Genomic DNA, 19,628 nt, shown 5'->3' with positions numbered 1-19,628 from the left:
AACAAATTTAAAATAAATTTGAAAACATGAAACGAAATGATTTATTTTTGTGATTATTGATGTAAAAGATGATGAAAAAACTAATTTCCTTATTGCTTATCCATTTCGTTATCATCGCTTTCGGACAGATGTATAAACCTCTTGATACGGCAGATTATGCCCAGAGAAAAGAATTTCTGAGAAATTTCACGGCGAATACAGAAAGTTTAAGCAAAAAAAGCAGATCCGATTATCCCGGAAAGACGGGCAATGAGCTTTCTAAAATTTATAAAGAATTCGACAAAGAGTTTGAAAAAAAAGTGAAAGAAAAAGATTTTGCTTTCAATTCTGTGTTTGATGCAAAGGTTAAAAATCTTATCGAACGGTTAAGAAAAAACAATTCCCAGATTCCGCAAAATTTAAAAATCCTTATCGCCAAAGACAATACGCCGAATGCATACTGTTTTGCAGACGGCACTTTTGTCATCAATATGGGGCTTTTCAACTGGCTGAATAATGACGATCAGCTTGCTGCTGTAATTTCCCACGAATTAGGACATAAAATTTCTGAGCATACGCTGAAAACTTTTCTGAGCATGATCGAACAGGATAAAATGGACAAAATGGTGGTTCAGGATATAAAATCGACGAAGGAAAACCGTAATCAGAGGGCTTTTGATGTGATGAAAAACAGAATCTACAGAAAAGGAGCGGAGAACAGAAAGCAGGAAATGCAGGCGGATTCTCTAGGATATGTGGTTTTTAAAAACAGCGATTTTAAAAAAGCTGAATACGTTAATGCTCTGAAAAGACTGGAAGATTTTGATACCATTTCGCCAAGAGAGCTGAAAGTGGAAACTTACAAAAAATATTTCAATCTTCCGAAGCAGGAATTTAAAGACAAATGGCTGAAAAAAGAAGATTTTTCTCTGTATAATTACAATCATTTCAAGGAAAAGCTGAATAAAGATTCTCTGAGATCGCATCCTGAAATGGTTTTAAGAATCAATAACCTCAAAAAAGTATTTCCTGAACTTAAAAATGATGTTCCGGATGAAAAACCTTCCGATTCTTATTCTGCGGTAGAAAAAATCGCAAGAATGGAAACCTTGCCTAATTTTTATCATTCTGAAGATTATGGAGTCGGAATTTATGCAAGTCTTCAGTTTTTGCAGGATAACGAAGAGGAAAAGTATTATAAAAACTGGCTCGGAAAATGTTTTGCCAAGATTTATGAAGCGAGAAAAAACTACAATTTAAATCGATATTTAGATCGTGTAGATCCCAAAAATCAAAGTGAAAGTTATCAGCAGTTCCTGAATTTTATGTGGAACCTGAGTCTCGATGAAATTAAAAATATTGCAGATTATTATCAAACGACAGAATCCTGACCGAAGGTCAGGATTCTTATTGAGTATAAAATTTAAATCAACGCTTAATAATTCAGTCTTTCCAGACGGATTTTATTGAATTTTTCTTTTTCATTGAATTCGCGAAGCAGAATGTAGCCTTCTTTCGCAACATACGGCGTTACCACATAATTATCTTTTTCTGAAATAGGAACGACTTCCTGCTTGAATTTTCCGTCAATAATCGTATTGATGAAAAGATTCCACTTCTTTTCTTTGGTCACCTGATCTTTCTGATAATCGCGGAAGAAAAAGACAACATCTTTACCATCATTCAGATATTGAGAAAAAAGATAATCGCTGTTTACCCACTTGGATTTTTCTTTTTCAAAAACCTGTACATCTTTTACCTTAAAATCTTTATCGGTGTTAATGTAAACCAGATCAGTTGTTTTCGGAGCATTGTACTGTCCTGCAGGTTTGAATTTCTCCGAAAGAATTCCCACACTGCCGTCGCTCATAAAATACGCATCCTTCGTCTGAAGATAATAGCCGTTTTCTACGCCTCCGTCTGCACTCAGTTTTGGAATGTGGTTGGAAAGATCCGGTTTGTAGCTGATGGTTTTCAGATCTACATTATAATTGTTTTTATCAAGAATAAATCTTGCAAAGCCTCTGTTCTCTTTGGAAATATAGTTTCTTCCCAGCAAAACTACTTTATCATCAAAAGTTTTATCATTATCAATTCCGCTTAAAGCATCAATATTATAAATGGTTTCCGGCGAAAGTCCCGTTATCGGTTTGTTGGAAAGTTCCTTTCCGGTTTTCATATCAATCACCAGAAGAGAAAAAGTTTTGTCGTCATCGTTCACCTTTCTCAGGATTCCGTAGATGCGGTTTTCGTCCTTTTCCAAAATGGAAAGGTCGGAAAATACTTTTTTATCTCCGTTTGTATTGTAGCTGTATCGCCAGATTTCTTTCTTATTATCATCAAATTTTATCAGGCTGTTTTTATTGATGTATTTTCCGTAATCGTTGTATTCTAAAGCCAGATAACCGCCTTCTTTAATTTCTCCGACCACGGAAACATAATTGTACCCTTTTTCTTTCTTCTCGGCGCGGTTTTCTTTTCTTTCTTCTTTAAAAGTTTTGGGCTGTGAGATTTCTTTAAACGTTCCGTCTTCCTGATAATCGTAATACACTTTTGGCTTTACTGTATTGGTTTTAGGATCTATGACCATAGAAACCGGAGCCGCTGCATCTTTGGAAAAAGCCTGAAGATAATTGATGTCCGAAGGCTGAAGAATAATCTGCCCTTTAAAATCCACATATCCGAAATAATTGGAAACCAGAAGTCCCGCTTCAAATTCTTTATTGGCAACCGGATTCAGGTTTTTATCTAAAATAACGTATTCGAATTTCTGTTTTTTATTGTCTGTTTTTCCGTAGGAATAGATAGAAACATAGCCGTAAAGATTGTCTTTGGTATCAAACAGCGCATTCATTCCTACATTTTTTCCCGATGCTAAAGAAGCCAGATCCTGAGTCTGAGAATAAGCAATTGTCTGAATAAGACCAAAAACCAAAAATGTTAATTTTTTCATGGTTAAAATTTGAATTTCAAAAATAGCAAATTCGGGGATATGTTCTAAAAAAAATAAAAGCCCTGATTTCTCAAGGCTTTCGGTCTATATTTTAGAAAGTAAATTTCTGAAACTTGTCTTTTCGTCGATAATTCTTCTCAACTCAGAAACCGGAACTCTTTCCTGCTCCATCGTGTCTCTGTCTCTTATCGTCACCGTGTGATCCGTTAAAGAATCGTGGTCGATCGTGATACAGTAAGGTGTTCCGATCGCATCCTGTCTTCTGTAACGTTTTCCGATCGCATCTTTTTCTTCGTAGAATAAATTGAAATCGTATTTTAAATCATTGAAAACTTTTTCTGCATATTCTGCTAATCCGTCTTTCTTCATTAACGGAAGAATCGCTGCTTTAATTGGAGCTAAAGCCGGAGGTAAAGATAAAACCGTTCTTTCGGAACCATCTTCCAAAACTTCATCTCTTAAGCAGTGAGAGAAAATAGAAAGGAATAATCTGTCTAAACCAACCGAAGTTTCCACCACATACGGAACATAGTTTTCGTTTCTTTCCGGATCGAAGAACTGAAGTTTTCTTCCTGAAAATTCTTCATGCGCTTTTAAATCGAAATCCGTTCTTGAGTGAATACCTTCCAGTTCTTTAAATCCAAACGGGAAATTAAATTCAATATCTGCGGCAGCATTCGCATAGTGAGCCAGTTTTTCATGGTCATGAAATCTGTAATTTTCGTCACCCAACCCTAAAGCTAAATGCCAGTTCAGACGTTTTTGCTTCCACTGCTCGTAGAATTCCAATTCTGTTCCCGGAGCAACGAAAAACTGCATTTCCATCTGTTCGAATTCACGCATTCTGAAAATAAACTGTCTTGCAACAATCTCGTTTCTGAACGCTTTTCCGATCTGTGCAATACCGAAAGGAAGCTTATGACGGGATGTTTTCTGTACATTCAGGAAATTAACGAAAATTCCCTGCGCAGTTTCCGGTCTTAAATAAAGATCCATTGCAGAATCTGCAGAAGCACCTAATTTAGTCCCGAACATCAGGTTGAACTGTCTTACCTCCGTCCAGTTTTTAGAACCCGTGTCAGGATCAGCAATTTCCAGCTCTTCAATTAACGCTTTTACATCAGCAAGATCTTCATTTTCTAAAGATTTTGCCAGTCTGGAAAGAATCGCTTCTCTTTTGGCTCTGTATTCCAATACTTTTGGATTAGTTGCCACAAACTGTTCTTTATCAAAAGCCTCACCGAATCTTTTTGCTGCTTTTTCAATCTCCTTATTCTCCTTATCTTCAATTTTAGCACAGTAATCTTCCACCAAAACGTCTGCTCTGAAACGTTTCTTAGAATCCTTATTATCAATCAATGGATCGTTGAAAGCGTCTACGTGCCCCGAAGCCTTCCATGTTGTTGGGTGCATAAGGATCGCCGAATCAATACCCACAATATTTTCGTTAAGCTGTACCATCGCTTTCCACCAGTATTGCTTGATATTATTTTTTAACTCGGCTCCGTTCTGTCCATAATCATAAACTGCGGATAAACCATCGTAGATCTCACTCGAAGGGAAAATAAAACCATATTCTTTAGCGTGAGAAATCACTTTCTTGAAAACATCTTCTTGCTTTGCCATAATTTTTTAACGTCTGAAAGTGCAAAAATATGAATTTGAATCCCAATTCCATGAAATTCAATAAAAAAAGCCGTCAATAGACAGCAAATATTTACATTTTTAATTTTCAGGAGTCGGGAACCTGCTTTCACTACTCGCTTTTTTCTTTATTCAGCGTGGCGGCGGAGCCGCCACGCTGAATAAAGAAAAAGAGCTCAGACATGCCGTTCAATCAGGACTACTAAGAACAGCATAAAAAAAGCAGTTGTAAAAACTGCTCCTGTATATTTTAGAAATTGTAGGATAATCCGATGCTGTTTCCTGTGATGTCTAACCTGTAAGAAGCAGTTTTTGCCTCTCCGCCTTCCGGATTCTGGTTTTGCGTATCCACAGCTTTCTTCAGATTTTTTCCGGAACTGATCGCGAAAGGAATCCCGATTCCCACAAATCCTGCTCCAATTCCTACCAATCCCCAGCCGCTTTTATCTTTTACTTCGTAAGCTACGCCATTGTGATAAGCTGTTTTGGTGCGTAATATCTGTTTTGCTAATCCGAAACCGATAAAACCACCGCCAATCGCTCCGAAAATCTGAGAAACCGTACTGTTGGTGTTCGCTTTCTTCATATAGTTCAGCGCTTCAGGATTGGTAAATACCTTTTTATATTCGGAAAATTTAAATTTCTGATTTCCTTTGATAAAAAACTCTCTGTTGGATTTTCCCAACCTCAGTGAATCTGAGTTCTGGGCGAAAGAAATTAATGGAAAAATACTCAGCAGTAAAGTAAATAATAGCTTTTTCATGGTTAAAAATTTGCGCGAAAATAGAAATTATATTTTTCAAAAAAACACTTTAAATGTTAAAATTTCAGTATTTGGCAGAGTATACCATGAATCAATCATTCAAAACATTCTCTTAATGATCTGGTCATATGTTTGAAGAATAAATATAAATCTTCTACTTTTGCCTGATGTTAGAAATTCTTTATCGCGACGAACATCTTATTGCCATCAACAAACCCAGCGGATTGTTGGTTCATAAATCTTTTTATTCGGGAGAAGCCGATACGTATGCGATTCAGGAACTGAGAAAGCAGATCGGACAAAAAGTGTATCCTGTCCATCGTTTAGACCGGAAAACTTCGGGCGTTTTGCTGTTTACTTTAGATAAAGATACACTAAGAATGATGAGCACTCAGTTTGAAGAAAAACAGGTTGAAAAGAAATACATTGCCATTCTTCGAGGCTGGACAAAGGAAGAGGAAACAATTGATTATGATCTGGTTAACGAAAATGAAGTCAAACAAAATGCAGTCACTCGATATCGCCGTCTGCAGACTTCAGAGATCGATTTACCCTTTTTAAAACATCAGACTTCCAGATATTGTTTGGTGGAAGCCATCCCTGAAACGGGACGATTTCATCAGCTGAGAAAACATTTTAAACACATTTTACACCCGATTTTAGGATGCCGAAAACATGGCTGCAATAAACAGAATAAATTGTGGCTTCAGACATTTGAGATCAACAAAATGACACTTCATGCGCATCAACTGACATTTAATCATCCGGTTTCTAACGAAAGAATTACTGTAAATGCCACGATAGATGATGATTTCAAAAAAGTAGGGGATATTTTGAATTTTGATTTGAGTACATATTCTTAACTTTTACAGCTATTATTCTGGCTCTTTCTTGTTGTTGTAAATCTATTAGAACTCATTCAAACCTCATAGGTTTTTAAAAACCTATGAGGTTTATATTTTACCGAATAACTAAATTGCTTCATCAAATCAACTCGTTGATTCCTCTTTGCTCTTATACAAGAACATAGAAAATTGAAACTTTACGTCAAAAATTATCCATTGATTTGCCAATGAGATATTTATTTTTATAGATACCATTGATAATACCTTTTTCCATAAAATATCATACATTAACCGAACATTAATTTTAAAATGAGTATTTTTGTAAAACTTTTTTTCAATGTACAAATCGCTTATTCGCCCGATTCTTTTTAAATTCGATCCTGAAGAAGTACACCATTTTACTTTTTCGATGCTTAAAAATTTTGGATTTCTTACCAAACTATTTTTTCCGAAACCTATTCAGGATAAACGTCTGGAAAGAGAAGTTTTTGGGTTGAAATTTAAAAATCCTGTTGGTTTAGCGGCAGGTTTCGATAAAAATGCAGTTTTATTTAATGAATTGGGAGATTTAGGCTTTGGATTTGTAGAAATCGGAACCGTAACGCCGAAAGCTCAGGCGGGAAATCCTAAGAAAAGACTGTTCCGTTTAATTGAAGATGGCGGAATTATCAACCGAATGGGCTTCAACAACGACGGTCTGGAAGCAGCGATTGAAAAACTGAAAGGCAACAAAGGAAAAATTATCATCGGGGGTAACATCGGAAAAAATACGAATACTTCTCCCGAAAATTACACGCAGGATTATCTGGAATGTTTTGAAGGGCTTCATCCTTACGTAGATTATTTTGTGCTGAATGTAAGCTGTCCGAATGTTGGAAGCCACGCCAAACTGGAAGATGTAGATTACCTTCGTGAACTGATTACGGAAGTGAAAAAAATCAACCAGTCGAAATCTGTACAGAAACCAATTCTGCTGAAAATTGCTCCGGATCTGAATAACAATCAATTAGATGAAATCATTGAACTGATTGCAGAAACAAAAATCGACGGAATCGTAGTTTCCAATACATCAGTGAACCGGGAAGGTCTGAAAACGTCACCTGAAGTTTTAGCGGAAATCGGAAACGGCGGATTAAGTGGAAAACCTATTCGTGAAAGAAGCACAAAAATGATCAAATATCTTTCTGATAAAAGCAACAGAGCATTCCCGATCATCGGAGTAGGCGGAATTCATTCTGCAAAAGATGCGCTTGAAAAGCTGGATGCAGGAGCAACGTTGGTTCAGTTGTACACAGGTTTCATCTACGAAGGTCCGGAATTGATTCAAGATATTAATAAGGAAATTTTGACGAGAGCAAGTCGCCTCTCTGTATAATTTGTTGAAATTTCTGAAAAACAAAAAAGAGTTCGCCTGAACTCTTTTTTTATGATTTTAAAGAAAAAAATGCGCAATCGTATAAATAATCAGCCCTACCAAACCACCGACGATCGTTCCGTTCACACGGATGAACTGAAGATCTTTTCCTACTTCCAGCTCCAGCTTTTCGCTTAATTCTTTTCCCTGCCAGTTTCCGACGGTAGAACTGATGAGGTTTCCGAATTGATGGGTGTTTTTAAGAATATATTTGTAAGCGGTAACACGAACCCAATCGTCGATTTTTTTCTGAAAATTTTCGTCATTTTTTAAATTCTGTGAAAATTCATTCAGATTTTTAGACAGATATTTTTTTAATGAAGATTCATCGTCCTGAAGTTCTTTCGTTAACGTATTTTTAATGGAAATCCAGATGTCGTTGGAATATTCATTCAGCTTCTCATTTTTGAGGAGATCATTTTTAATGTTTTTAAATTCCTCTTCCCATTTCGGATCCTGTTTAAGTTCATGGGAGAAATCATAGATTTTCTGGGTGATCAGATTTCGTATTTCGTGGTTCGGATCCTGTTCAATCTCTTTGAAAAAGTCAGAAAGTCCGGTGGTAATTTTATCCGCAATTTTATTATCCACAAAAGCAGGGATAAAAGTATAGCTTCCTTTTTTCACGCGGTCTTTAATCATTTCATCATTTTCAGCGATGTAATTTTTAATCTGAGAAGAAAGATTGGTAATAATCCTCTGATGATCGTTTTTGTCTAAAAGATAGTTGATTCCGCTGCCTAAAATGGCGTTCAGTTTGATAGTATCCGTCATTTCAGACACTTTTTTGCTGATAAAACGGCTTACTTCCGAATCGTCGAGCTTATTTAAAATATCCAGAACAATATCCGAAAGGTTTTTAAGCAAAACATCCTGATTCTTTTCTTTTCCGAGCCATTCTCCCACAAAATTCGAGATTTTTAATTTCTGGATATAAGGTCTGATGTTTTCCGGAGAAAGAAAATTCGTTACGACGAAATTTCCAAGATTGTCTCCCAGTTTTTGCTTACTGTTTTCAATAAGATTGGTGTGCGGAATCGGTAAACCAAGCGGATGACGGAAAAGGGCTGTTACGGCAAACCAGTCTGCTAAAGCTCCTACCATTGCAGCCTCGGAAAAGGCACGAACGTAACCTATCCAATGAGAATCTATGGTTTTTTGCAACAACGTTGTCCCGATAAACAGAACGGCCATCAACACAAATAATCCTGTGGCAAAAGCTTTGTATTTTCTGAGCTGTTTTCTTTTGGCTTCATCATTCATATCCTCAAATTTAGTAAATTTGGTTGTGAAATTTCACCTGTTAATATTGTTGTGAAAATTTTTAATTCGTTATTTTCATTTCTCAAAGGCATCGGTTTTGATGCTTACATTTTGTCTTTGATAAAAAATATTTAAAATTCTATGGAAAACCAAGCAAAAAACAATCCATACTACTCCAGAACAGACACTTCAAAACTCGATATTTCCAATGATGAATGGAAAAAAATTCTTGCTCCGGATTTATACACCATTGCAAGAGAAGCTTCTACGGAAAGACCTTTTACCGGAAAATACAATGAATTTGATGAATTTGGAGAATATTACTGTGCCGTGTGCGGAAACCATTTATTCCGTTCTACATCCAAATTTTCCAGCAGTTGTGGCTGGCCAAGTTTTTTTGAAGCAGATAAAGAAGGAGTGTATTACAAAAGAGATACTACCTATGGAATGGAAAGGGTAGAAGTGCTCTGTAAAAGATGCGATTCTCATCTGGGACATGTTTTTGATGATGGTCCTCAGCCAACGGGATTGCGCTACTGCATGAATTCTGTAAGTCTTGAATTTGTTGCAGATTCTGAAAAATAATCCGATTTGTACCCACGAAATCAGTAAGTTAAAGTTTCTTAAATTGCGTTAAACTTCGTGGAGTTATTACGCTTACCCTAATTATGTTTTATACATTTGCTGACTCAATTGGATTTAACATAATAGTGAAATAGTGAATGAAAGCATTGTATAGCTTATTAGGTGCAGCTTACATCGTTACTACTTCATTCTATTTGTCTCCAAAAAAGGCAATCGAAAAGAATGAAATCAGTACAAAAAAAATTGTAAGATTAGCCGACACGAAATCTGAGAAATCTGCCGAAAAAGCAGTAAGTTCATCAGAAGAATTATACAGATCTATTGTTTTCGAGCAGGGACACGAACTTAATGAGGAAGTTTTTTTCAAAGCGGTAACAGGTTTTGAAAATATGAAGAAAGCAGGTTTGCTTAACGAAGATTCGCATTTACTTACGGTATGCGATTTTTCTATGTCTTCGAACACAAAAAGACTTTGGGTAATTGACATGAATGAGAAAAAAGTATTGTTTAATTCATTAGTAGCACACGGAAAAAATACAGGCGAAGAATTTGCTACGAATTTTTCTAACACGGAAAGTTCGTTGCAGAGCAGCTTAGGATTTTATATCACGGATGCAACGTATGACGGAGACAACGGTTATTCTCTTAGACTACTTGGAATGGACAAAGGATTTAATGATGCTGCTTACAGAAGAGCTATCGTTATGCACGGTGCAGATTACGTAAGCGAAGAATTTGCCGCTATGCACAAAAGAATTGGCAGAAGCTGGGGTTGTCCTGCTGTTCCGAGAGATTTAACAAAACCGATCATTAATACCATTAAAGGAAGAAATCTTCTTTTTATTTATTATCCTGATCAGAATTACCTTTCCAAATCGGAGTGGTTAAAAGCATAACAGAAAAGCAGTCGGTTTGACTGCTTTTTTTATTTCTAAATTAAAAATTTCCTGCACGTTTGTCATTCTGACGAAGGAAGAATCTATTAAATTACTATTTTTCGTTGATTAAGAGTGGATGATACAGAATTGTTTTATCTGCTCAATCTTCCAGAGATTTATTCAAAAAGCTTAAGAAAACTTCTTAAAAATCAACGTGGCATTGTGTCCTCCGAATCCAAAAGCGTTACTTAAAGCATAATTGATATTCTTTTCTTTCGCTTCTCCAAAAACAATATTCAGATCTTTTGGGATGTTTTCATCAATCCTGTGAAGATTGATCGTTGGCGGAATAATTCCGTTTTCTATCGCTTTGATTGAAAGTATGGCTTCCGCAGCTCCGGCTGCTCCCAGCAAATGCCCCGTCATGGATTTTGTGGCACTGATGTCGAGATTTTTACTTCCTTTAAATAATTTATTGATTCCGTTTAATTCAACCAAATCTCCCATTGGAGTAGAAGTAGCGTGAGGATTAATATAATCAATATCTTCTGTGTTGATTCCTGCTTCATGTAGAGCCAACTGCATCGCTTTAATGGCTCCGACTCCATCGGGATGAGGTGCCGTCATGTGATACGCGTCGGCTGTCATGGCTGCTCCCACCAATTCTGCATACATTTTTGCACCTCTTGCTTTGGCGTGTTCGTATTCCTCAAGAATTAAGGCTCCGGCTCCTTCTCCCATCACAAAGCCGTCTCGTTCTGCATCATAAGGTCGACTGGCGGTTGTAAAATCATCGTTTCTTGTAGACATCGCTTTCATAATAGAGAAACCTCCAATGGAAGCAGGGGTAATCGCAGCTTCAGAACCACCGCTCACAATCACTTTGGCTTTTCCTAATCTGATGTAGTTAAAGGCATCCATCAGCGCAGTATTTCCGGTTGCACATGCTGAAATCGTTGTATAATTGATTCCCTGAAGTCCGAATTTCATTGAAATTATTCCCGAAGCCATGTTGGCGATAAATTTAGGAACGAAGAAAGGATTGAATCTTGGGGTTCCGTCTCCTTTGGTAAATTCCATTACTTCACTTTCGAACGTCCACATTCCGCCCTGTCCGGTTCCCCAGATTACTCCGGTGTCGAACGGATCCATTTTTTCAAGCTCCAATCCGGAATCTTTTAATGCTTCTGCTGTGGAATACATCGCGTATTGGGAAAAAAGATCGCTTCTTTTGATTTCGTTATGTGTTAAATGAACTTTCGGATCAAAATTTTTAACCTCACAGGCAAAATGAACTTTAAATTTTTCTGTATCGAAGTGGGTGATTTTGTTGGCTCCGCTTACACCGTTGATGCTGTTGTTCCAGAATTCTTCAACATTATTTCCTAAAGGCGTCACTGCGCCAAGTCCTGTAATGACAACTCTTTTCATTTAATTATTGATTTTGAATAAATTAGAGGTTCCTCTTGCAATAAGGCGCGTTTTATCTGCATTCCAGATTTCGCACTGTGCGTTTACAAACTGCTTTCCTCTTTTGACGATTTTAGTTTCAGCTACAATAATATCATTTTCTTTTGCTGTTGAAAAATAATCGATGCTGTTATTTATGGTGACAATAAAGTTTTTTTCATTCAAAGAGAACATGGTGGCTCCGATAACATCGTCAAAAATGGCTGCGGTAACTCCTCCGTGAAGATTTCCCATGGGATTCAGCCATTCTTCCCGTACTGTATACTGAAATTCCAATTGTCCTTCTTCTGCCGAAAGAACGACAGGATTCAGCCATTTCATAAAGGGAGAAGGAGATTCTGTAAACTCTTTTCCGATGAATGATTTTAATATTTGTAATTTATCCATATGAATTATGAGATATTTTGTTTAATTTCTTTGTCGATAACCTGTAAGATCCTGTCTAAGGCGATGTTGAGATATTTTTCGTCTTCTGTGGTTTTGGATAAAAGAATACCGCCTTCAATCATCATGATGAATAAGGATGCAAATTCCTCCGCATTAATTTCAGGCTTAAATTCTCCGTTTTTTTGTCCTTCCCCTATAGTATCTGAAATCATTTTTATCCAGTCCTGAAAAGAATGACGGACCTTTTTTCTTAATTCCGGAAAGGAATCATTACATTCTGTGGCAGCATTCATTAAAGGACAACCCCCGTGCTGAAAGACAACTTTCCAGTTTTTTCTGTAAAATGCGATGAAAGCATATAATTTTGAAGTCATGGTAGGATATTCTTCACCAAAAGACTTTTGCAGATTTTTCTTCAGAAGACCTGCGTTAAACTGATATACTTTTAGAGCTACTTCATCCCTGTTTTCGAAATTTCCGTAAATACTTCCTTTGGTTAAACCCGTCGCTTGTGTAATGTCGGAAAGTGATGTAGAATTATACCCTTTGGTATTAAACAAAGCTGCGGTTTTCTCGATGATGAATTGTCTTGTCTTTTCTGCTTTTGACATTTTCTGTTGAATTGATGCAAATATATACAAAATATACCGATTGGTATATTTTGTAATGAGATTAAATATATCCATCTATATCAAACCATTAAATTTCCAATAAAAAGGTTAGATTAACCTGAGTCCGGGATAAGTCTTCTTAACCGCAAGGTTAAACAAAGAGATTCAATTATCAAGAATACAGCTTTTAAGATATACAAAGGCGTAAAACTTATCAAAGTAATACCATTTTTGTCTTTTTTAAATAAACGAAGTGCCTTTGTTTAGCTTGTAAACTTTCAATAAGTAAAAAAAAATCTTTTGTTTTTCTTTGCGATAAATTAATTGTTTAAATTTATTTCTTATCCTGAACTGAGGTTAATTAAGTTGAATCTTCAGTTTTTTAAGTTTTGGCTAAAGCCTTTTGATTTGTTCTTTTAATGAAAAAACGGGCTGAAGCCCGTTCCTATTCATGCTGATATTAAGATTTTAAATAATTTACGTGAAGAGCTTAATAGTCTTAACTTCTTAACTAAAATCTTAATCGTTCAAACTCTTAGTTAGCCAAAGTCGCTTCCAAAGTAATTTCGAAGTTGAATGCTGCACTTACCGGACAGCCTTCTTCCGCAATTTTTGCATATTTCTGGAACTCTTCTTCTGAAATTCCGGGAACTTTAGCTGTTAATGTCAATTCAGATTTTGTAATTTTTCCTGCGCTTGGATCCAAAGTAATAACAGATTTTGTAGTTAATTCTTCCGGAGTATAGCCTGCCTGAGAAAGTTCTGCGCTTAATTTCATCGTGAAACATCCTGCGTGAGCCGCTGCTAATAATTCTTCAGGATTTGTTCCTACACCGTCTTCAAATCGGCTGTTAAATGAATACTGAGTCTGGTTTAAAGTGGTGCTTTGTGTGGTAAGATGTCCTTTTCCTTCTTTAATGGTTCCGTTCCAAACGGCTGTTGCGTTACGTCTCATAATATTTTTGTTTTAATATTGTTATTTTGATGTGACAAAGGTATTGCAGATTTCGTTCCAGATAAATACACAAAAAGAACTAACTATTGTACTTTTTTCCCGAGATATAATTTTTTTTGAAACTTGCAGGTGTGCTTCCTGTTTTCTGACTGAAAAGCCGGTTGAAATAGGCAGGATCTTCATAGCCGAGATCGTAGGCAATTTCTTTTACCGTTTTGTCGGTATAGAATAATAGTCTTTTGGCTTCCAGTAAGATTCTGTTGATGATAAACTGGTTGGGAGATTCCAGATTCAGATTTTTAAATTTGTGCGTAAGTGTTTTTGGGGATAGGTGAAGCATTTCTGCATAATCTGCCACATTATGTTTTTCGCGAAAGTGAACTTCAAGCAAACGGCTGAAATCCCTGAAAACATCCAGTTCGTGCGCCGGAATTTTTATTTCATCATTATTCAGATTCTGCTTTTTCCATTTTCTGGTGGCGCGGATGATAATTTGTTTAACGTAGGTTCGGATCATTTCTTCTGCGGAAGAATCTTTCCATTCCAATTCGTTTTTGATGTTTTGAAATAAATGTTGGATTGCAGAATTTTCTTCGGCATCGAGTTCAACAAAAGGAATTTCAAACACGTTATGAAAAAGCAGGCCATCACAGGCAACTTCCTTATCATGAATCTGAATGCAGTAAAAATCACGGTTGTAATAGATCAGATGCGATTCGTCGTTTCCATTTTCCATTTGCAGATGCTGATTCGTCAGAAAAAATAAGGCAGGACTTTCTGTTTTATAATTCCTGAAATCTACAGAAAGTTCGTATCCTGCAGGAATATAGAAAATTTTAATTTCAGATTTGTATTTGTGGTCTTTAAAATTGAGCAGATTGTTTTCGGAAAAAGTTTCGAATCCCAGTTTCTTGTACTGGTCTTCAAAGATAAGTGTTTGCGACATCCTTTTGCTTTCCTATAAATGTACAAAAAAGCATGATTCCAACCCTATTAATTATTGAAATCATGCTTAATAATATAAACTTAATTGCTGATTTCTGAACTATTAAGAGAATTTAAGAGGTTAAGTTTAGTTTAGAAAAACAAATTACTTTCAATAAATATAAAACTAAAAAAGTAAAGTTCCTCTTAATATTCTAAACTCCTTAACAGAAATCTTAATGGTTTAAACTAATTGCAAATAATATTAATTCTGGTTTTTAGCTAAGACTCCAACTCACTAACCCTAGAACCCTCAAACTTTCAAACTCTCAAACTTAAAAACTAACATCCAGTCCTACATAAAAATTAGCTTTCATGATCGGAGCATATACCATTCCGCCGTCAAAATAATTTCCGAAAGGATTTTTAACATCAACAATGGCATTTTTCTGATAATAGGACGTTAAATTTTCTCCTCCAAGATAAGCCCTGATTTTCTTATTGAAATTTCTTGAAATCTGTGCATTTAAAACAACATAAGATTCAGAATAGGCTGGAAGCTGGAATTCAGCAGGACTCGAAGATGTATTAGGAAGTCTCTGTTTTCCGACTGCATTCAGTGTGGTGTCGAAACTCCAGAATGCGCCTTTAGTGTTTTTGTTGGTAGAATAGGCAAAATTCACAAAACCTCTGTGTTTCGCCATGAAAGGAACTTCACGTCTTCCATCCAGATAATCTGCCTGAACATCGTAATATTTGTAAGCTAGTCTCACTTCAAAATTTTTGAAAGGAATGAAATCCCACTGAGTCTGGAAAGAATTGGCAAAAGACTTTCCGTCAAGATTATAGAAAGTTAATTGTTGAGGAGACCGGTCCAGATCCACCATCACCTGATTCTGAAAATCTGTTCTGAAAAAATCGGCTACCACGGTAGATTTTCTTCCGAAAAGTTTGAATTCCTGCTGTAAACTGGCTCCGTAATTCCATGCAATTTCAGGTCTTAAACCATAAATATTTCCTCCGTTCTGTAAAACCTGAATGGATCGGTTAGATGCGAAATACTGCTGACTTTCGGCAAAAATGTTTGCCGTTCTGAACCCTCTTCCTGCGGAAAGCCTCAAAATCGTCTGCGGTGTAAAATCATATTTAAAATTCAGTCTCGGCGTGAACTGCGTTCCGGCAAGATTATGAAAGTCCACTCTCGCTCCCGCAACCAAAGTGTATTTTAAACCCGTTAAAGTATATTCCGCAAAAGCTCCCGGAACAATCTCGTTTCTTTTGATGGCTGAGGTTAAATAGTTTTCGTCATATCCATCATACATGAAGCTTGCTCCGGCTTTGTATTTATGATTGGTATTTCCCAAAATACTTTCAAAAATTAAATTGGAATAATACGTCTGCTGTTTTCCGGAATAATTTCTCAGTCCGAAAAAGCTGTCCTGCTGATGAAAAGTGTACTGGTTCATCCAGCCCAGACTCTGGTAAGGTTTTCCTTTAAAAACATAGCCTGTTTTATTCCAAACCTGAAATCTTGAGATATCAATTCCGACTCCGTAAAGCGATTGTTTTTCCTGCGGAATTTTTTTATCGAATCCGGTCTGTCCTGAAGTTCTTTCGTCTTTGATGAAATTAATTCCAAAATGTGAACCGAAACCTGACTTTTGCAGGTCATTGTAATTCAGTAAATAAGCTGCGTTTAACTGTGTTCCTTTTGGTCTGTCCAGAAATCCGTCATCATTCATATCGGTATCTCCAAAAGTTCCGTTTCCATGCAGCAAAAATGTCTGCGACCACTTTTCGTTGATGGGCGAAACACTGGTGATATTGGCTTCTGCTCTTCCGTTAAAATCTGAAAATAAATTCAGTGAAGTTTCCGGCTTTTCTGCATTTTTCAGAAGTTCTGTATTTATTTGTCCTGTGATGCTTTCGTAACCGTTCGTTGCGGTACTTCCGCCTTTGGTAAGCTGAATGCTTTCAATCCATCTTCCGGGAATGAAACTCAGCCCGTAAGCGGAAGCCAATCCGCGGATTTCAGGAAGTAATTCTTTTGTTAAGCTCGTGTATTTTTGGTCTAAACCTAACATTTTCAGTTGCTTTGTTCCTGTAACGGCATTGCTGAATGAAACATCAACGGTTGCATTGGTTTCAAAACTCTCAGACAAATTACAGCATGCTGCTTTCAGGAGTTCTTTTTTATCAATATTAAAAATAAGTCCTGCTTCTTTTTTGTTTAAAGACGTTGCCGCTTTTGATCCGGTTACTGTAACGCCTTCTATATTTTTTTCATGACTGCCGTGATTTTCACCCGCTTCATGATGATCAGAGTGATCTGTGTTTTCTGACGGATTTCCTTCTTCCGCATGAACTTTCGGATTTGCTTCTCCAAAAGGAATTTCTCTATCGTAAAGACAGCATGAAGGCAGATTTTTATACGTGTTGTCGCTGGATTTATACTTCTCGTTATCATGCCCAACTTCCGCAATTTTCTTCAAAATTTTGTCTGATGATGTTTTATTCGAATCAAAATTCAGCGTTACAATTTGTCTTTCGGCATTCCATTCTGCGGAATCTGCTCCTGCATCTTTTGCGGCTTTTTCAATTCTTGCTTTGCAGGATTCGCAATTGCCTTTTACATAAAATTCATTTTCTTTTTTAGCATGATTTTCATGATTTTCAATGGTTTGTGGCTGTAAGTCTCTGGTGTAATGACAGCATTCCGGAAGAGCTTCATACGTTTCAGCAGAGGCTTTGAATTTTTCGTTATCATGACCTGCTTCGGCGATTTTTTTTAAGATTTCATCAGAAGAAGCATTGCTGTCTGTTTCAATGGTTAATATCTGTAAATCAATTGAATAGTTTGCTTTTTTTGCACCTGCTTTCTTAGCGGTATTTTCGATTCTTTCTTTGCACATTTCACAGTTTCCTTTTACTTTGAACTGGTTTTTTGAAAGATTCTGGGCAAAAATAAATTGTATGGATAATAAGAATACACCAAGAATAATCCTGGAAATATATAATTTCATTTTGTTTAAAATTTAAATTAACTGAAGCTTGAATATAGCCATGTAATAATCAGATAACACAAGCAATCATTGTTATGCTTGTAAACTGATGTTGTATTTCACTTTTAATTAAGCTATTTTCGGCGGCTGCCAGATTTCTTTTAAACGGCTTGAAAGGTATGGATCAGAATATTCGAACTGTGAATTTTTATTCGATTTGTAGTATGAATATTCTAACTGTAAACTCTTTGAAAAAGGAGTTTCTATAAAAGTATAACAGGCTAAACAGGTTGAACAGCAATCGTCGTTACAATTTGATTTCTGCTCTTTTCTGTGATGATTATTTTCGGAATTTTGAGAATGCTCTTTTTTACAGCAGCTCATTTCAGAATCTTTTTTGCAACAGTTTTCCAGCATATTCTGTGCATAGAAATTATCTTTAGGAATCAGAAAGATTCCCAGACAGAAAATAACAGTTATTATCTGAAATAATTTCATAACACAAAAGTACAAAATTTCTTATAAAGGCTCTCCCACTTTCTTCGCACAGTCATGCCAAGGCTCTCCATGCGGAGGATTTACCGCCGGTTTCGGACCTGTTGGAGCAGGTGTCGGAGCCGGAGCGGGAGCGTTTTGTGCGATATTTTGCTGTACAGGCTGCTGAATTGGAGCCGGTTTGCTGTTCAAAGGTTGTCCTACAGGAATGTCGCATCGGTGTCCCGGTTCTCCGTGAGGCGGATTCATCCCTTTCGGAGTTTTTACGGTTTTTGCTTTTCCGCTTTGGTCTACGGCAAATTTTCCGGGTTTCAGAGAATTCGGATCAATCTGAATGGTCTGTCCCTGCGGAGCATTTACCGCAACATTCTGAGTTCCCTGTTGAGGTTGTGCAGGAGCAGAATTTAATGGCTGTCCTACCGGAATATCGCATCTGTGACCGGGTTGACCGTGTGGTGGATTCATTCCCGGAGAAGTAACGGTTGACGTTCCCGATCCTGTTGTTGTTTTAATTCCCGCCTGATCCAGAATAGAAGCTTTAGGAGCCTGATTAACCGCTACAGGAGCCTGCGGAACTCCGGCTTCTTCTTTAAGATAAGTAGCTCTCTCATCCTTTTTACACGATACCGTAAATATAGAAATGGCAAGTATGCCCAACAATGTAGTTTTCATATAAAACAAAATTAGCAAAACATTTTTAAATGCTTTGCTAATTTTATAATAATAGTCGTTTTTTAGAATTAATTCTTAACTAAAAGCCTGAATCCTTCTCCGTGTACGTTGATGATCTCCAGTCCTTCGTCGTCTTTCAGAAGTTTACGAAGCTTAGCAATATAAACGTCCATACTTCTTGCCGTAAAATAGTTTTCTTTTTTCCAGATCTTTCTCAACGCCAAGTCTCTCGGCATGAAATCGTTTCTGTGGATGCAAAGAAGTTTCAATAGTTCATTTTCTTTTGGAGAAAGCTTGTATTCGTTGTCGCCGACTCTCAACTGTCTCAACATAGAATCAAAGAAAATATTGCTGATTTTAAACTGTTCCTGCTCTTCATTTTCCAAGGTGGAACTTCTCTGAAGAATGGCTTTAATTTTATATAAAAGAAGCTCGGTATCAAATGGTTTTGTGATGTAATCATCAGCTCCCAACTGATATCCCTTCAAGATATCTTCTCTCATATTTCTTGCAGTTAAGAAAATGATCGGTGTATTTTTATCTATTTTTTTTACGTCTTCTGCTAATGAAAAACCGTCTTTTTTAGGCATCATCACGTCGAAAATACAGATATCGAATTCGTTTTCCGTAAATTCTTTCAACCCCTGTTCTCCGTCTGTAGCAAGAGTAACTTCGAAGTTATTTATCGTTAAATAATCCTTCAGCACTGCCCCAAAACTCTGGTCGTCTTCTACTAATAATATTCTGTTGCTCATAGTTGTAACTATTAATCGTTAATAATTTTGAAT

The 19,628-nt window shown here is 36.6% G+C and carries 18 protein-coding genes; 5 read left to right on the top strand and 13 right to left on the bottom strand.

Annotated elements, in window-relative coordinates; translation table 11 throughout:
• Positions 1-68 precede the first annotated feature (68 nt).
• A complete protein-coding gene (locus AC52CF_RS19965) occupies positions 69-1,370 on the top strand; it encodes a M48 family metalloprotease (protein ID WP_496517602.1) in 1,302 nt (433 codons plus the stop codon).
• A 44-nt stretch (positions 1,371-1,414) separates the two neighbouring features.
• Here the strand turns inward: AC52CF_RS19965 and AC52CF_RS19960 are convergent, their stop codons facing one another.
• The 3 genes from AC52CF_RS19960 to AC52CF_RS19950 all read right to left on the bottom strand — a co-directional run bounded on the left by AC52CF_RS19960 (position 1,415) and on the right by AC52CF_RS19950 (position 5,339).
• Positions 1,415-2,932: a hypothetical protein gene (locus AC52CF_RS19960; RefSeq protein WP_336717148.1), complete on the bottom strand. Its 1,518-nt coding sequence runs from the start codon at positions 2,930-2,932 to the stop codon at positions 1,415-1,417.
• Positions 2,933-3,016: 84 nt separating this feature from the next.
• A complete protein-coding gene (locus AC52CF_RS19955; RefSeq protein WP_375180738.1) occupies positions 3,017-4,558 on the bottom strand; it encodes a glycine--tRNA ligase in 1,542 nt (513 codons plus the stop codon).
• Between the two features lie 268 nt (positions 4,559-4,826).
• Positions 4,827-5,339, bottom strand: coding sequence for a hypothetical protein (locus AC52CF_RS19950; RefSeq protein ID WP_214588177.1), 513 nt, complete (start codon positions 5,337-5,339; stop codon positions 4,827-4,829).
• A gap of 167 nt (positions 5,340-5,506) precedes the next feature.
• Between AC52CF_RS19950 and AC52CF_RS19945 the strand changes: the two genes are divergently transcribed.
• Both AC52CF_RS19945 and AC52CF_RS19940 read left to right on the top strand, forming a co-directional pair.
• The gene (locus AC52CF_RS19945; RefSeq protein ID WP_214588178.1) at positions 5,507-6,202 is read left to right on the top strand and encodes a pseudouridine synthase; all 696 of its coding nucleotides are present in this window, start codon (positions 5,507-5,509) and stop codon (positions 6,200-6,202) included.
• A gap of 319 nt (positions 6,203-6,521) precedes the next feature.
• Entirely contained in the window at positions 6,522-7,559 is a 1,038-nt protein-coding gene (locus AC52CF_RS19940) for a quinone-dependent dihydroorotate dehydrogenase (RefSeq protein ID WP_214588179.1), read from the top strand.
• Between the two features lie 57 nt (positions 7,560-7,616).
• Here the strand turns inward: AC52CF_RS19940 and AC52CF_RS19935 are convergent, their stop codons facing one another.
• The gene (locus AC52CF_RS19935; RefSeq protein ID WP_214588180.1) at positions 7,617-8,861 is read right to left on the bottom strand and encodes a DUF445 domain-containing protein; all 1,245 of its coding nucleotides are present in this window, start codon (positions 8,859-8,861) and stop codon (positions 7,617-7,619) included.
• A 141-nt stretch (positions 8,862-9,002) separates the two neighbouring features.
• Between AC52CF_RS19935 and msrB the strand changes: the two genes are divergently transcribed.
• Positions 9,003-9,446: a peptide-methionine (R)-S-oxide reductase MsrB gene (msrB, locus tag AC52CF_RS19930; RefSeq protein ID WP_214588181.1), complete on the top strand. Its 444-nt coding sequence runs from the start codon at positions 9,003-9,005 to the stop codon at positions 9,444-9,446.
• Positions 9,447-9,583: 137 nt separating this feature from the next.
• Positions 9,584-10,342, top strand: a complete 759-nt coding sequence (locus tag AC52CF_RS19925; protein ID WP_214588182.1) for a murein L,D-transpeptidase catalytic domain family protein — start codon at positions 9,584-9,586, stop codon at positions 10,340-10,342.
• 171 nt (positions 10,343-10,513) lie between these two features.
• On the opposite strand, the gene fabF is transcribed toward AC52CF_RS19925, so the two are convergent.
• The 9 genes from fabF to AC52CF_RS19880 form a co-directional block, all read right to left on the bottom strand.
• A complete protein-coding gene (gene fabF, locus AC52CF_RS19920) occupies positions 10,514-11,755 on the bottom strand; it encodes a beta-ketoacyl-ACP synthase II (protein WP_496517601.1) in 1,242 nt (413 codons plus the stop codon).
• Positions 11,756-12,181, bottom strand: coding sequence for a PaaI family thioesterase (locus AC52CF_RS19915; protein WP_214588184.1), 426 nt, complete (start codon positions 12,179-12,181; stop codon positions 11,756-11,758).
• 5 nt (positions 12,182-12,186) lie between these two features.
• A complete protein-coding gene (locus AC52CF_RS19910) occupies positions 12,187-12,792 on the bottom strand; it encodes a TetR/AcrR family transcriptional regulator (protein ID WP_214588185.1) in 606 nt (201 codons plus the stop codon).
• 535 nt (positions 12,793-13,327) lie between these two features.
• Positions 13,328-13,747, bottom strand: a complete 420-nt coding sequence (locus tag AC52CF_RS19905; protein WP_076391534.1) for an OsmC family protein — start codon at positions 13,745-13,747, stop codon at positions 13,328-13,330.
• Between the two features lie 79 nt (positions 13,748-13,826).
• The gene (locus tag AC52CF_RS19900; protein WP_496517600.1) at positions 13,827-14,693 is read right to left on the bottom strand and encodes a helix-turn-helix domain-containing protein; all 867 of its coding nucleotides are present in this window, start codon (positions 14,691-14,693) and stop codon (positions 13,827-13,829) included.
• A 313-nt stretch (positions 14,694-15,006) separates the two neighbouring features.
• Positions 15,007-17,694, bottom strand: a complete 2,688-nt coding sequence (locus AC52CF_RS19895) for a TonB-dependent receptor domain-containing protein (protein ID WP_496517599.1) — start codon at positions 17,692-17,694, stop codon at positions 15,007-15,009.
• 108 nt (positions 17,695-17,802) lie between these two features.
• Positions 17,803-18,171 carry a hypothetical protein gene (locus AC52CF_RS19890; RefSeq protein ID WP_496517598.1) on the bottom strand — a complete coding sequence of 123 codons (369 nt, stop codon included), beginning with the start codon at positions 18,169-18,171 and terminating at the stop codon, positions 17,803-17,805.
• Positions 18,172-18,192: 21 nt separating this feature from the next.
• Positions 18,193-18,840, bottom strand: coding sequence for a hypothetical protein (locus AC52CF_RS19885; protein WP_235132531.1), 648 nt, complete (start codon positions 18,838-18,840; stop codon positions 18,193-18,195).
• Between the two features lie 68 nt (positions 18,841-18,908).
• The gene (locus AC52CF_RS19880; protein ID WP_027380477.1) at positions 18,909-19,595 is read right to left on the bottom strand and encodes a response regulator transcription factor; all 687 of its coding nucleotides are present in this window, start codon (positions 19,593-19,595) and stop codon (positions 18,909-18,911) included.
• Positions 19,596-19,628: the final 33 nt, after the last annotated feature.

The sequence above is a fragment of the Chryseobacterium sp. 2P genome, assembly GCF_059579425.1.
The sequence above is the reverse complement of the archived record's forward strand: the minus strand, read 5'-3'. Positions and strand labels throughout refer to the sequence as shown.

What these genes read in the sequence shown, in the direction of transcription:
- msrB (WP_214588181.1), top strand. Translation starts at nt 9,003, where the DNA reads ATGGAAAACCAAGCAAAAAACAATCCATACTACTCCAGAACAGACACT.
- AC52CF_RS19900 (WP_496517600.1), bottom strand. Translation starts at nt 14,693, where the DNA reads ATGTCGCAAACACTTATCTTTGAAGACCAGTACAAGAAACTGGGATTC.
- AC52CF_RS19890 (WP_496517598.1), bottom strand. Translation starts at nt 18,171, where the DNA reads ATGAAATTATTTCAGATAATAACTGTTATTTTCTGTCTGGGAATCTTT.
- AC52CF_RS19965 (WP_496517602.1), top strand. Translation starts at nt 69, where the DNA reads ATGATGAAAAAACTAATTTCCTTATTGCTTATCCATTTCGTTATCATC.
- AC52CF_RS19960 (WP_336717148.1), bottom strand. Translation starts at nt 2,932, where the DNA reads ATGAAAAAATTAACATTTTTGGTTTTTGGTCTTATTCAGACAATTGCT.
- AC52CF_RS19905 (WP_076391534.1), bottom strand. Translation starts at nt 13,747, where the DNA reads ATGAGACGTAACGCAACAGCCGTTTGGAACGGAACCATTAAAGAAGGA.
- AC52CF_RS19925 (WP_214588182.1), top strand. Translation starts at nt 9,584, where the DNA reads ATGAAAGCATTGTATAGCTTATTAGGTGCAGCTTACATCGTTACTACT.
- fabF (WP_496517601.1), bottom strand. Translation starts at nt 11,755, where the DNA reads ATGAAAAGAGTTGTCATTACAGGACTTGGCGCAGTGACGCCTTTAGGA.
- AC52CF_RS19915 (WP_214588184.1), bottom strand. Translation starts at nt 12,181, where the DNA reads ATGGATAAATTACAAATATTAAAATCATTCATCGGAAAAGAGTTTACA.
- AC52CF_RS19950 (WP_214588177.1), bottom strand. Translation starts at nt 5,339, where the DNA reads ATGAAAAAGCTATTATTTACTTTACTGCTGAGTATTTTTCCATTAATT.
- AC52CF_RS19955 (WP_375180738.1), bottom strand. Translation starts at nt 4,558, where the DNA reads ATGGCAAAGCAAGAAGATGTTTTCAAGAAAGTGATTTCTCACGCTAAA.
- AC52CF_RS19910 (WP_214588185.1), bottom strand. Translation starts at nt 12,792, where the DNA reads ATGTCAAAAGCAGAAAAGACAAGACAATTCATCATCGAGAAAACCGCA.
- AC52CF_RS19935 (WP_214588180.1), bottom strand. Translation starts at nt 8,861, where the DNA reads ATGAATGATGAAGCCAAAAGAAAACAGCTCAGAAAATACAAAGCTTTT.
- AC52CF_RS19885 (WP_235132531.1), bottom strand. Translation starts at nt 18,840, where the DNA reads ATGAAAACTACATTGTTGGGCATACTTGCCATTTCTATATTTACGGTA.
- AC52CF_RS19880 (WP_027380477.1), bottom strand. Translation starts at nt 19,595, where the DNA reads ATGAGCAACAGAATATTATTAGTAGAAGACGACCAGAGTTTTGGGGCA.
- AC52CF_RS19895 (WP_496517599.1), bottom strand. Translation starts at nt 17,694, where the DNA reads ATGAAATTATATATTTCCAGGATTATTCTTGGTGTATTCTTATTATCC.
- AC52CF_RS19945 (WP_214588178.1), top strand. Translation starts at nt 5,507, where the DNA reads ATGTTAGAAATTCTTTATCGCGACGAACATCTTATTGCCATCAACAAA.
- AC52CF_RS19940 (WP_214588179.1), top strand. Translation starts at nt 6,522, where the DNA reads ATGTACAAATCGCTTATTCGCCCGATTCTTTTTAAATTCGATCCTGAA.